The 14,175-nt window shown below is 30.2% G+C and carries 12 protein-coding genes; 8 read left to right on the forward strand and 4 right to left on the reverse strand.

Features of this window, described 5'->3' with window-relative positions:
* The first annotated feature begins 120 nt into the window (after window positions 1-120).
* The 5 genes from KEC48_RS02865 to KEC48_RS02885 all read left to right on the forward strand — a co-directional run bounded on the left by KEC48_RS02865 (window position 121) and on the right by KEC48_RS02885 (window position 6,675).
* The gene (locus KEC48_RS02865; RefSeq protein WP_211964260.1) at window positions 121-1,683 is read left to right on the forward strand and encodes a DEAD/DEAH box helicase; all 1,563 of its coding nucleotides are present in this window, start codon (window positions 121-123) and stop codon (window positions 1,681-1,683) included.
* Window positions 1,684-1,834: 151 nt separating this feature from the next.
* Window positions 1,835-4,471 carry a pyruvate, phosphate dikinase gene (ppdK, locus tag KEC48_RS02870; protein WP_211964263.1) on the forward strand — a complete coding sequence of 879 codons (2,637 nt, stop codon included), beginning with the start codon at window positions 1,835-1,837 and terminating at the stop codon, window positions 4,469-4,471.
* A 94-nt stretch (window positions 4,472-4,565) separates the two neighbouring features.
* A complete protein-coding gene (locus KEC48_RS02875) occupies window positions 4,566-5,561 on the forward strand; it encodes a DNA-processing protein DprA (protein WP_205088818.1) in 996 nt (331 codons plus the stop codon).
* Window positions 5,554-6,186, forward strand: a complete 633-nt coding sequence (locus tag KEC48_RS02880; RefSeq protein ID WP_211964264.1) for a rhomboid family intramembrane serine protease — start codon at window positions 5,554-5,556, stop codon at window positions 6,184-6,186. Before KEC48_RS02875 ends, KEC48_RS02880 begins: the two co-directional genes overlap by 8 nt.
* 12 nt (window positions 6,187-6,198) lie before the next feature.
* Entirely contained in the window at window positions 6,199-6,675 is a 477-nt protein-coding gene (locus KEC48_RS02885) for a hypothetical protein (protein ID WP_087357505.1), read from the forward strand.
* A gap of 21 nt (window positions 6,676-6,696) precedes the next feature.
* Here KEC48_RS02885 and KEC48_RS02890 read toward each other — a convergent pair whose 3' ends face one another.
* From KEC48_RS02890 to KEC48_RS02900, 3 genes are all read right to left on the reverse strand, one after another.
* Window positions 6,697-7,200, reverse strand: a complete 504-nt coding sequence (locus KEC48_RS02890; RefSeq protein ID WP_283092208.1) for a manganese catalase family protein — start codon at window positions 7,198-7,200, stop codon at window positions 6,697-6,699.
* A gap of 45 nt (window positions 7,201-7,245) precedes the next feature.
* Window positions 7,246-7,386, reverse strand: a complete 141-nt coding sequence (locus tag KEC48_RS02895) for a hypothetical protein (RefSeq protein WP_211964268.1) — start codon at window positions 7,384-7,386, stop codon at window positions 7,246-7,248.
* A gap of 184 nt (window positions 7,387-7,570) precedes the next feature.
* Window positions 7,571-7,918, reverse strand: coding sequence for a hypothetical protein (locus KEC48_RS02900; protein ID WP_211964270.1), 348 nt, complete (start codon window positions 7,916-7,918; stop codon window positions 7,571-7,573).
* A gap of 311 nt (window positions 7,919-8,229) precedes the next feature.
* On the opposite strand from KEC48_RS02900, the gene KEC48_RS02905 reads away from it, so the two are divergent.
* The 3 genes from KEC48_RS02905 to KEC48_RS02915 all read left to right on the forward strand — a co-directional run bounded on the left by KEC48_RS02905 (window position 8,230) and on the right by KEC48_RS02915 (window position 13,305).
* On the forward strand, window positions 8,230-9,345 hold the full coding sequence (locus KEC48_RS02905) for a site-specific integrase (protein WP_211964272.1): 1,116 nt from the start codon (window positions 8,230-8,232) through the stop codon (window positions 9,343-9,345).
* 150 nt (window positions 9,346-9,495) lie between these two features.
* Window positions 9,496-12,693: a carboxypeptidase-like regulatory domain-containing protein gene (locus KEC48_RS02910; protein ID WP_211964275.1), complete on the forward strand. Its 3,198-nt coding sequence runs from the start codon at window positions 9,496-9,498 to the stop codon at window positions 12,691-12,693.
* A gap of 36 nt (window positions 12,694-12,729) precedes the next feature.
* Window positions 12,730-13,305: a hypothetical protein gene (locus KEC48_RS02915; protein ID WP_211964276.1), complete on the forward strand. Its 576-nt coding sequence runs from the start codon at window positions 12,730-12,732 to the stop codon at window positions 13,303-13,305.
* Between the two features lie 43 nt (window positions 13,306-13,348).
* Here the strand turns inward: KEC48_RS02915 and KEC48_RS02920 are convergent, their stop codons facing one another.
* On the reverse strand, window positions 13,349-14,164 hold the full coding sequence (locus KEC48_RS02920; RefSeq protein ID WP_211964281.1) for a M48 family metalloprotease: 816 nt from the start codon (window positions 14,162-14,164) through the stop codon (window positions 13,349-13,351).
* Window positions 14,165-14,175: the final 11 nt, after the last annotated feature.

The following is a 14,175-nucleotide window of genomic DNA, read 5'->3' on the forward strand; positions in this document are numbered from 1 at the left end:
TATTATCCATTAGGAAAGTCGGTCGGGAAAATCTTTTCCTGACTTTTCTTTTGAATGACATTGACCTTGATTTTGTCGGATGAAGGTGAATGTGTAAGAGTAGATGAAAGAGAGGTTTATATGCAACAAAAAACTTTTTATGATTTAGGATTATCAAAACTGGTTTTACAGGGAATTGAAATGATGGGATATGTGATGCCTTCACCGATTCAAGAAAAAGCCATACCTGTTTTATTAGAAGGAAAAGATATCATTGGACAGGCACAAACAGGAACAGGAAAAACATTGGCTTTTGGTAGTGTTTTGCTTTCATGTATTGAAAAAAGTCAACAAGGTGTTCAGGCGTTAATTTTATCGCCAACACGTGAATTGGCCTTACAGATTGACGAAGAATTAAGACGTATTGGTAAATATACACGTTTATCAATTGTGAGTGTTTATGGTGGAAGTGAAATTGAAAAACAGATTCGTGCTTTAAAAAAAGGAGCGGACATCGTTGTGGGAACACCGGGTCGTGTGCTGGATTTGATGCGTCGTAAAGCGTTACGTTTAGATCATGTCAACTGGCTTGTTTTGGATGAAGCAGATGAAATGTTAAATATGGGATTCATTGATGATATTGAAACAATCTTGCAGACTGTTCCAGAACAAAGACATACCGTATTGTTTTCAGCAACGATGCCAAGTGATATTAAAAAAATCGCAAGTTTCTACATGAAAGAAGACTATCAGCATATTCAGATAAAAGCCAAGACAATGACAGCCTCAACTGTTTCACAATATTATTTTGAAACAAAATTAAATCGTCGTTTTGAAGTGTTATGCCGTATTTTAGATTCTCGTGAAATGGATAATGCCATTATCTTTTGTAAAACAAAACGTTCAGTTGATGAAGTTGTTGCTGCTATGCAACAAAAACATTATAATGTAGAAGCGATGCATGGTGATTTATCACAGAATCAAAGAATGAATACATTAAGAAGATTTAAAAATGGGCAGATTCAATATCTGGTTGCGACAGATGTAGCTGCAAGAGGAATTGATGTGGATAATATATCACATGTGATTAATTATGAATTGCCTCAAGAGGAAGAACTTTATATTCATCGTATTGGAAGAACTGGACGTGCAAACAAAAAGGGTGAAGCTTATTCTATTGTGACAGCTCGTGAAAAGAATTTCTTAAAAGCCATTGAAAAACATACAAACAGTCATATTGAAAAATTAGAGATACCGGCGATTGAAGATATTTTTGATCAGAAAATCAAAGAACTTTTGTTTGATGTTCAGGATACTGTTCTCAAAGGAAATTTGGAACCGTTCAAGAAAATTGTGAAAGATATTCCTGCACATATGAGAAATGATGTAATGGCTGCATTGCTGGCAATGTGTTATTCAAAACGTGTGGGTTATAATTATCAGGATATTAAGGATATACATAAAAATGAGCAACGTCTTTTTATGAGTGTAGGTTCAATGGATAAGGTTAATGTTAAGGATATTATTGATTTCTTTTTGCGTTATGCCCAAATCTCTAAAAAAGATATAGGTGAGATTACAATTAAAAGGAAATTCAGTTTTGTCAATTTAACGCCTGAAGCTTCTCAAAAGGTATTAGATTATTGTTATAATCAAAAAATAAAAGGAAGACGTGTACGTCTGGAATTGGCACAGGAAGAATAAAAAAGAATGATGAGTTCAAATGAATTTATGATAGAGTGGAGAAACCTAAAAATTGGATTCTCCACTTTTTTAAAATTCGCTCATTTTTTTGTTGAATGTAAGCACTCACATAGTGTATAATATGAAAAGTAGTAACAAAGGAGGAAGTTATATGAAAAAATATGTCTACTTATTTAGTGAAGGAAATAAAGACATGCGTAACTTACTTGGTGGTAAAGGTGCTAACTTAGCAGAAATGACAAATATTGGTTTGCCTGTACCTCAAGGATTTACTGTGACAACAGAAGCCTGCACTAAATATTATGAAGACGGGAAAGTGATTACTAAAGAAATCGAAGACCAAGTTTATGAAAAACTTGCTGAACTAGAAAAAATTACAGGAAAAACAATGGGAGATGCACATAATCCATTACTTGTTTCTGTACGTTCTGGAGCAAGAGCTTCTATGCCTGGTATGATGGATACAGTTTTAAATTTAGGAATGAACGATGAAGTGGCTAAAGGATTTACTGAAGCGACTCAAAATCCTCGTTTTGTTTATGATAGCTATCGTCGTTTTATTCAAATGTTTGCTGATGTTGTTATGGGATTCCCAAAAAGCTCATTTGAACATATGTTTGATAAAGTCAAAGAAGAAAAAGGTGTTGAATTTGATACAGATTTAACAGCGGATGATTTAAAAGAAGTTGTTGAAATCTATAAAAATGAATACAAAAAACATGCTGGGGTAGATTTCCCTCAAGACCCAAAAGTACAAATGATGGAAGCTATCAAAGCTGTATTTAGATCATGGAATAATGATCGTGCAATTACTTATAGACGTTTAAATGATATCCCAGGAAGCTGGGGAACAGCTGTAAACGTTCAAGAAATGGTTTATGGTAACCGTGGTGAAACTTCTGGTACAGGTGTTGCCTTTACAAGAAACCCTGCTACAGGAGAAAAGAAATTATATGGTGAATACTTGATGAACGCTCAAGGTGAAGACGTTGTTGCTGGTATTCGTACACCTCAAACAATTGATACTTTAAAAGAAGTTATGCCAGAATGTTATGATCAATTCGTAAAAATCAATAAAATTCTTGAAGATCATTACAAAGATATGCAAGATATGGAATTTACAATTGAAGATGGTAAATTATTCATGCTTCAAACACGTAATGGAAAAAGAACAGCAGCTGCTGCATTAAAGATTGCGGTTGATCTTGTCAATGAAGGTATGATTACTAAAGAAGAAGCTTTATTAAAAGTTGAACCAAAACAATTAGATCAATTATTACATCCAAACTTTGATGATGTATCATTACGTTGTGCACATGTTGTAGCTACTGGTTTAGCTGCTTCTCCAGGTGCAGCAACAGGACGTATTTACTTTACTGCTGAAGATGTTATTGAAGCATCAAAAAATGGTGTTCAAGATATCTTATTAGTTCGTCTTGAAACATCACCTGAAGATATTGAAGGTATGAATATTGCTCATGGTATTTTAACAATTCGTGGTGGTATGACATCACATGCTGCTGTTGTTGCCAGAGGTATGGGAACTTGCTGTGTATGTGGATGCGGTTCATTAAAGATTGATGAAGAAAACAAAATCTTAACGACACCAGATGGAAAACAATATCATGAAGGTGACTATATGTCATTAGATGGAAGCACTGGTAATGTTTATGGTGAACAAATTAAAACTGTTGAACCAGAAATTAGTGGTGATTTCGAAACATTCATGGAATGGGCTGACGAAGTACGTAAATTACAAGTTCGTACAAATGCTGATACACCTAGAGATGCTTTACAAGCTCGTAAATTTGGTGCAGAAGGTATTGGTCTTTGTAGAACAGAACATATGTTCTTTGAAGAAGAAAGAATTTTCAATTTTAGACGTATGATTACTGCTGAAACTGAAGAAGCAAGACGAGAAGCACTTGAAAAGATTTTACCTTATCAAAGAAGTGACTTTAAAGAATTATTTAAAGCTATGGAAATTTATCCAGTAACTATTCGTTTCTTGGATCCACCTTTACATGAATTCTTACCTCATACTGATGAAGAAATCAGACCACTTGCTGAAAGCTTAGGAATGACTTTTGAAGCTTTAAAAGCACGTGTTGAATCATTAAAAGAATTCAACCCAATGATGGGACACAGAGGTTGTCGTTTGGCTGTGACTTATCCAGAAATTGCTGAAATGCAAACAAGAGCTGTTATTGAAGCTGCTATTGCAGTCAATAGAGAAGGGCAAAATGTTGTTCCTGAAATCATGATTCCTCTTGTTGGAGATGTTCATGAATTAAAATATGTTAAGAAAGTTGTTTGTGATACGGCAGATAAGATTATCGCTGAAGCAGGTGTAGAATTACCATATAAAGTTGGTACTATGATTGAAATTCCAAGAGCTGCTTTAACTGCTGATAAGATTGCTGAAGAAGCTGAATTCTTTAGCTTTGGTACAAATGACTTAACTCAGATGACTTATGGATTCAGCCGTGATGATGCTGCTAAATTCTTAGGTGATTACTATAGTAAACAAATCTTTGAATCTGATCCATTCGCTAAAGTTGACCAAGAAGGTGTTGGTGAATTGATGAGAATTGCTATTGAAAAAGGTAAGAAAACACGCCCAGATATCAAACTTGGAATCTGTGGTGAACATGGTGGAGAAGCAAGTACAGTTGAATTCTGTCATAAATTAGGATTAACTTATGTTTCATGTTCTCCATTCCGTGTACCATTAGCACGTTTAGCTGCTGCACAAGCTGCTGTTAAAGAAAAAATGGGAATTGAATAATTTTCTTATAAAAGGTATGATTGATTATCATACCTTTTTTTATCGACGGATGTGTTTAACTATGGTATAATATTTTCAAAGTGCAGGTGGTTTTATGAAAATACAGTTGAATTTAGATAGCTTAGCTGTTCTTTTATTTTGTGGAGATTTAGTTGTAGATAATACTGCTGCTTTAACACAGGATGAATGGCTGACTGTTGAACGAAAATTAAAAAGTTCATCAAGAAAAACGCCATCTAAATTATTTGGTATGAATAAAGATACATTGATTGATATATTGGGAATAGAAGAATACATTGCCTATAAAATGATAGCACGTTTAACGACAATTAATGATCTTCTTTTTGCTTTAGCGAATTTAGAAAATGAAGGTATATCTCTCACAACGAAATATGAAGATAATTATCCTAAAATATTAACATCTAAACTCAAAAAAAGAGCACCTTTATATCTTTATTATGTTGGTGATTTATCCATTACAGAAAATCATATGGTATCTGTTGTAGGACCACAGGAACTTGAAAAAAGATTAAATACTTATACAAAGAATATTGTGACAAAGATTTATGATGAAGAAAAAGTTCTGGTTGCTAATGGGACAAAGGGGACAGATGCCTATGCTTTAAAAACATTTTTAAATTTAGGTGGTCAAGCTATATGTTTTGTAAGTGATCATATGTTTGATAAGAAAAAGTCTTATTCAAAACATATTAAAGAAGGACGTTTATTGTTGTTGAGTGCTGTTGATCCATTTGCATATTTTAATGTAACGAATGCTTTGGATCGTAATATTTATGTGTGTGGTTTGAGTGATGTTCAAATTATTACAGCGACACATATTAATAGTGGGGCTGTCTGGTTTACAACGATTCAAAATTTCCATTATCATTGGACAAAACAAATGGTTTTAGATGATAGTCGTTATGGTGGAAATATTCGTTTATTGGAAATGGGAGCTATTAAAATAAGTTATGATGATATTTTATCATTATTAACACTTGATCAGATTATTGAAAAGAATGAAGTTGTAAAGGAGGCAGAAGAAATTCTGATAGATCAGATGTCTATCTATGAGTTTTTAGATGAATAGTATGTTAAATCGTTTTCTATGGAAATATAAAAGTTTTCCTATTACCATTTCGTTAATATGTTTATGTATATTGGTTTATGCAATGAGTTTTGTTTGGTTTGGTGAAGAAATGAATGCATTAGAAGGATTGTATTTTGGTGGATTTAATCCAGTTTATATACAGCTATCGCATGAATATTATCGCTTGTTGTCCGCAAACTTTATTCATTTTGGCATTCTTCATTTAGCAGTGAACTGTTATTCATTATATGGACTGGGATTGTTTATTGAAAAATCATTGGGTTTAAAAAAATATTTGATTTTGATTTTAGTTAGTGCTTTGACAACAACAGGTTTACCTTATTTATTTTATCTCATCACTGGTTATGGCGCAAATGTTGTAAGTGGAGGTATCAGTGGTGTGATTTTTGGATTAATTGGTGCTTTAGGAGCATTGGCACTGCGCTATAAATATATTTATATGGATATTTTTAAGCAGTTGGCACCTAATATTATTTTAATGCTTATAATTTCTTTTATTATACCATCTATTTCACTTTCTGGGCATTTAGCTGGACTTATTGGTGGTTTTGTTTGTACATATATTTTATTGATGATCAAACATCAAAAACATCTTATACATTAACAGGAGGGTTTTATGTCATTTCAAGATAAATATAAAGAATATAAAGAAAGACAGGAAGCAAAAAAGTATTTTCGTTCTAATAATGATCAATTTCTTGACAGTACACAGTGGAGTAAAGTTATTGGGATTGGACTATTGACAGCAATTGCGGCTGGGGTTGTTTTAGGAATTGTTATTCACTCTTTGCATATCACTTCATCGCTCTTTTATGTGGTATGTGCTATTGTTGTTTCAAGTGCAGTGACAAAAATTTCTCAAATTCATTCATCACAAATGGCTATATTAAGTGTCATTTTAACTGTATTTTGTTATGTTATAGGTGAAATGACTATGATTTATCTTCCATTGCATGAATTAGGTGTGAGTCTACCGTTGACTTCTTTTTTAGATATTTTTGTCATGAGTGTGCGTAGTTTGATTGTCGGTGATTTGTTTACAACAATTGTTGCACTTATTGGATTATTTATTGCTTATGCTTCAGCAAAGTAAAAACCCGAATTTTTCGGGTTTTTAACATTTTGAAGGAAAATCAGGTTGATAATATTTTTGAACATATTCTTCATAAAGTTCTCTAAATCTTTCATAATGAACAATTTCACGTTGTCGTAAGAAAGATAATGGAGCAAGTAAATCAGGATCACGTGTTTGGTTCATCAAGTTTTCATAAACGGCTCTGGCTTTTTGTTCAGCGGCACAATCTTCCGCTAAATCAGCAACAGGATCACCAGTTGATGCAAAGACCATAGCATTAAATGGAACACCATTGGCATCATTAGGGAATAAAGCACAGCCATGTTCAGTATAATAACTTTGTAAACCAGCAGCTTTAATTTCTTCCATTGTTGCTCCCTGTGTTAATTGATAAACCATTGTTGATACCATTTCCATATGCCCAAGTTCTTCAGTACCAATATCGGTTAATAATGCTTTTCCTTTTTCATCAGGCATTGTATAACGTTGTGTAATGTAACGTGTTGAAGCAGCAAGTTCACCATTAGGACCACCAAATGGCAAAAGGTATAATGTTTTGTAATCACTTGATTTTAAAGGGAAAAACAATCATTTGCGTGATTGTTTTTCAATAGGAGTATACCATTGTTTAGATAAATACTCACTGAGTTCTTGAATCCTCTTTTTTGCGTCTTTCTTACTTGGTTTATTAATACTAATAGCTTTTAAAGGGGTACTTCTTCTACTCATGGAATCACCTCTACTATATATGTATGATATGTAAATCAATAAAGACTACAAGTAGGGTTAGTAACAACAAAAGGACTTTCTTAAAAGTTCCTTTTGTTGGATAGCTAGTATATTTTAAATAAAAAAAGTTCAAGTATTTCTCGGCATAAACGCTTACGCATTTATTCCAATTTCCTTGAACTTTTTATTTTGTTAATATCTTTGATTTTAATAAGTCTTTGTATTGATTAATAAAAGAAATTGTACATACAATACTTGCAGAATCAACGGGGTTAATCAAATTACTCAATCGTTCTTCATTCCAAAAAAGATCGTCAAAACTTGCAAGTGTAGTGGCTACATCTAAACATGGAATGGCAATCCAATTATAATGTTCTGTTCTTCCAACAAGAATTGTGAGAGAACTTCCTCTTGCTTCAATGATTGCCTCATAATAAGAACCGTAATCAATAAAAGTTTTTAAGTGTGCTTCCCATGTTTTTTCTTGATCCAGAATAATACTCTTACATTCAATCTCACATATATATTTCATATTCTTTCCTCCAATCATTGGTTGGTAAAGAATATGATTTTATTTTGAAAATATGACAATAAATCATTTAATCATAAATATCTCATATATTATATTAGAATAATAAGTACTTATTTCGCAGAATATTTAATTCTATGAAATACTTTTTATTGTAGTAACCTAATATATTATCTCATTTTTTTAGCTATTTTTCAATTTTATGTCGAATTTTATGTCGAATAGTTTACACCTAGTTTACACTTTTAGCTAATTTTTTGTAATTTTTAGCTATTATAAAATCTAATTATGGTCAAGAAAGGGGTCAAAATTTTATGAGTAGACGTGGAGAAAATATTCATAAAAGAAAGGATGGGCGTTGGGAAGCTAGAGTTATTAGAGAAAATGTTAATGGAAAAAATATATATAGATCGTTTTATGGAAAAACTTATAGAGAAGCTAAAATGAAAAAAAACAATTATATATTAACTAGAAAAGAAAAAAGTTTTGTCACAAAGAGTTTCAATGATGTTTTTGATAAATGGATTGAATATAAAAAAACGTTTGTAAAGATTTCAACATATAATAAATATATGAATTTATATAAAAGTTATATTTGTAATTATTTTTATAAGATTAATTTAGATGAAATCACAAATCAATATATACAAAATTATATCAGTTATCTTATGAAAAGAGAAAGTACCAAAACAAGTCAAACTTTATCGTCTAACACAATCAGAGAAATAGTATACATTATTAAATCTGTACTTTCTTATGCACAAAAGAATGATTATGTTGTCTACACTCCTTTAAAAGTAGAATTACCAAAAAATGAAGTAAAAAAAATTCATATTCTAACAAGAGAAGAGCAAAAAATATTAGAATCATATATAAAAAATAGAAACGATATGATATCTATCGCAATCATATTATGTTTATATACGGGTTTAAGATTAGGAGAATTATGCGCTCTTACTAAAAATGATATTGATCTTGAAAATCATTATATTTCTGTTAATAAAACAGTACAGAGGATTCAAAACCATGATACAAATAATAATGAAAAAACATCCTTAGTTATTACAAAACCAAAAACAAAAAATTCAATCAGGCAAATTCCGATTTCTTCTGTTATACGTTCAATTTTAGAACGATATTTATTATCATTAACAAATAAAAAATATATTTTTAGTGTAAACAATAGTCTTGCAGAACCACGAACCATTCAATATCAATTTAACAAAATTATAAAAAGATTAAATATTACACAAATTTCATTTCATGGATTAAGACACACTTTTGCAACTCGATGTATAGAATTAGGAATGGATATGAAAACCTTAAGTGAAATATTAGGACATTCAAACATAGCAACTACAATGGGAATATATGTTCATTCTACCGATCTTCATAAAAAGGAACAAATGGAATTACTATCAAATTTATAAAGGGTCACAAAAATGGTCAAAATTCATTTTATATTGAAAAACATGCTTATTTCATAGAATTAAATATTCTACGAAATAAGTTCCCATACTTTTTATTAGTATACCAATCTATTTTGTTTTTATTCTATATTCGACAGGGAGGATATCATCATGAAAAGAATTATAACAAAATTATTTTTTGTTTTTGCCTTGATTTCATTGATTGTACCAATGAATATGGCAAATGTGTTTGCCACTGATTCTTCGCAAGACGGATTGGTTGTAAAAACAAAGACGGATCAAGACAATTATAAGGAGGGAGAAAAAGCAACTGTTTTTATCGCAGTACACAACACAAATGGTTATGATATGGAAAATATTAATATAGAAGTATCATTACCAAAAGAAATTTCCCTAGTTGAACAACAAAACATAAGTATTCCAACATTAAAAGCAGATGAAATAAAAGAATACAAAATTGTTGTTGAGAAAGAGGGAAAACAAACAACTGTATTACCTGATAATACTGACGACACTAATAATCACAGTAATATAACAGTATCAAGCAATTCAGATAAACAGACTACATCAACGAATCATGATACAAGTTCAAAAGTTGAAACATCAGATCAAAGTATAATTGGTTTGTTTGTCGTCTTATTAGGAGTTAGTTTAACTATTATTTTTGTTATCAAAAAAGATAAAAGATGTAAAAAAATGTTAATTATTGCTTTAGTCTCAAGCATAACTTTTAGTGCATTTAGTATAGGAGTGGTAAAAGCTGAAAGTACCTATAAAGAATTAAAAACTTTTGAATCCAAGCAAAGTATTCAATTTAATGATACTACATATTCTTTAAACTTAAAAATCACATACACAATTGAAAATGGACAAATTGTTGATCGTGGAGAAATTACAAGAGAAGAATGGATTGTAAAACTGATTGATCTTATGGGATATGAAGCAAAATTTGATTCCTATAGTTTTGATGATTTTGAAAAGTCAAAAAATCCTGATAAGATTGAAACTGCTATTCAATATGGATTAGTAGATCTAAAAGCTGATAAAAATAACAAGATATTATTCGAACCAAATAAATACGCTACTAGGGAATTTGTAGCTTATTCAACCATAAAAGCATTAGGTTTCTATACGTACAATACATCTGTTGAATGTAATGATTATGATAATTTAGTATATCCTGATATTGATAAATTAATGGTTCATTATGGAATGTTCAAACTAGTAAATAATGATTTCAAACCAAATCAGTATGTATCTAATAATGAGATAGATATTATTATTGCTAAAATTAAAGAGTTTAATAATTCACTTGAAATTAATTCTTCTGCCAAAAATGAAATTGAGTATAACGAAAGTGTAAAACAATATACTTTAGATTTTAATTTAAACGAAAATCAAAAGATTATTACTTCAAATGATAATCAATTATCTAATATAAAAACTGGTGAAGTTGTTATATTAAATAATCCAAATAACATTGCAGAAAATATTGCTATTCAAGTTGATAAAATAGAAAATACAAATAATGAATATACAATTCATTATACTGAGCCACCTATTGAGCAAGTTGTTAATGATATACAAGTAGAGGGTGTAGTTGGTAATCAAAATGCCACATTTATTCCTGAAGATGATGTAACAATAGAAAGTCTTTCTAGAACAAAATCAAGATCAAAAGCAAAATTGAATAAGATTCCTCTTGATGATTCTATAACAGCACAATTTCAAATAAAGGGGAAAAATAAAACAAGTTCTTTATCAGGAAAAGTATCTTTGAATTTTAAAGAAATGAAATACAAGTTTGATTTACAAAAATTATGGGGAATACCTATTGGTGTTAAAGAAGCACAATTTGAATTTTTGCTAGATTCTAAAGCCTCTATAGAAATAGAAAGTACAAATGCTGATGATAAAACATCTATTTGGAAAGATAAAGAAGATATTAACAAAAAACTAGGACAAGTAATTGTTCCTACACCATATGGGGTTTATGGTTCAATTGATGTGTACCTAGTTACTTCTATTAGTGGAACTGTTAAATTAAGTGTACAAGCTGACGCAAATTTAGCTTTCCAATATAAATCAGGAAATATAAGAAATATTGGATACCTTAATACTACAACAAATGATCTTAACATTAATGCTGAAACAAAATTAGGAATCAAACCAAGTGCTTCTTTAAAACTTATGGGATTTGATTTAACAAAAACTAATACAGAAGTAGGAATGGCTGCTAATGCAGGTATATCAAATATAAAAGCTGATCCTTTAGAATATTGTGTAAATGCAAATTTATATGTATATTGGACAATGGGAGTACAAATCGGTCCTGATATGATTAATATAAAATTTAATACAGCTATATTTGATGAGAACAAATCACCATTTAAAAGAAACATGCACTTTGAAGAAAATGGTTATGTACCCGAATGTACTAGAAATCGCAACAACATCAAAGGTTTAGTTAAAAATGCTAAATCACCACACAGTCCTATCGCAAATGCTAGTGTTCAAATATATAACGAAGCAAATAATATTATGAGCGAACTAAATACGAGTGAGGCGGGTGCTTTTACTAGTCAAAAATTAAAAAGTGGTACATACACTGTGATTGTTTCAGCTACTGGATATGAAACATATAAAGAAACGGTAGAAGTATCAAGTGGAAAAGAAATATTTTTAGATATATTCCTAACTGAAATTGATGAAGACCCAGGTGATACAGGTGATGAAGATGTAAGTATGGAAAAAGTTGAATTACAATTAGGAAAATCTTATCGAGTCGAATGTATTAATGACGCTATGTTAAACATAGAATATTTAACTGATTGTAGTACGGAATATTACTATTCAAATAGTGGAATGAGTGGTTCAGTTTTAAATGATAAAAGTTTTGCAAATACCATGTCAATGCGAATAATGGAATCAGGAGATTTTATAGATATTAAACTTATTTCAGGACAATCAGAAATGTATGCGTTTGAAGAAGATGATTTTTATAAATTCTTTAAGGTGACTGAATTAAATCATGATCCACTTAAAAAAATCGAATTATCTGCAGGTAGCATTGTATCTCTAGATAATCAATATTTTGGAAATAGAACAACAAATATAACATACGGATTTGTCGGAAATAATTTATCAGGAACAAGAAAAAAAGTGGATTATTATTGGAATAAGCACAATGGATCAGAGGTTATAACAAAAATAGAAGATATAACTAATAATCAAAATTATTGGACTACGTTAAATGAATGTTGTACTGATGAATACACAATTAATTCAGGTAATGCAACGATATATCTTTGGTATGAAGACGCTCAAAAATTAGTTATTAGTGAATAGTTATTAAATATTAAAATTAGAATAAGGATGTGAGAAATGTTAACTGAAGAACAAAGAGAAATATTTGAAATAGAAAAACCAAGTGATAATGAAATAGTATGGTATAGAAAGCCAAATAAACTTTGTTATGTTATACAAAGTTCTAAGATATGGATTATATTTAGTATTATATTTTTCATTTTTATAATTTCAACAGGACGTGAAGCTTTTTGGTTTATCGCACCATTATTAATATTAGCTAGTTGTCTTGATTCGTATAAATCTGTTAGAAGGTTAAAATATTATATAACAAAAGATTATATTGTTGTTCAAATTAAAAATAGATTTTGGGCTAGTTCAATAGAAGTGATTAGAGAAGAAGCTCGTGAGGGTGAAAAAGTATATAACCAAATTGGAAAAATTGAAAGATATTTTTATACGAAGAGAGTACTTATAAAACCAACGTTTACTCAGAGTTTTACTGAGAAATTATTTAATGTTAAATCATTTAAATTTAAACAAAAGTTAAAAGAACATGGTGATGATGGTGGGAAAATAGATTTATACTATTTAAAAGGTGAGTTTTTCTGTATAAAGGATTATCAAAAAGTGCAAGATATAATACAAATTTAAAAGAAAAACAAGTAGTCATTGATTGATTACTTGTTTTTTCAATTTATTCCATTTGTTCTAAACGTGCAATTCTAGTATCAAGATCAGGGTGTGTCGCATAAATACGCTCCATAATCGTTAAATCACCACTTGTATCAATTTGTTTTAAAAGAAATAAAGATTCCTTTAGTTCTGAACCAAAACCAATGGTATGAGCAAAATAATCAGCTTGTTTCTCACAGTTTCTACTGTTTAATGAGAAAATCGCACTCACAATAAAGTTGCCTAATCGTTTGAATAAATTCTTGATTCCATTCATGATTTTTAATAAGAAAGAATCTCCCATGCGACTTCTTAATATCGCATACAGAAAAATATAAATCAAATGAAGAATAAAGGCAAAGACCATAAATAAAACATTTCCAATGCAGAATATCATGGTAATCTTCGTGTCACCATTTGAAATATGACCAAACTCATGAGCTAAGATTCCTTGTAATTCTTCTCTTGAAAATGTTTGAATAGCTCCTTTTGTCACACAAATGGTATTACTTGCACAAGCAAATGCATTTGGCATAGGGTCTTCATTCATAAACAATTTAATGTTTGAACTTAAACGAGGATTTTCTTCTTTTGCCTGTTCATAAACTTCTTCAAATAATGGAAAAAGATATTCTTGATCTTCTTTTAAAACAATCTTTTTAGTATGATTTAACATACGCATAATACCCTCACCAATCGGTGTTAAAGCGATAAAAATAAAAATCAAGTGAATTATTAAAATCGTCGTAAAATAATCCATAAAAAGTAAATAAACAAGAAATAGATAAACAATATAAAATAAGATTAAAACAAGATTGGATTGAATGACTTTTTTCATAATGAGTCCTC

It is taken from the genome of Clostridium sp. C1, from assembly GCF_018223625.1.
Lineage (GTDB): Bacteria > Bacillota_I > Bacilli_A > Erysipelotrichales > Coprobacillaceae > Allocoprobacillus.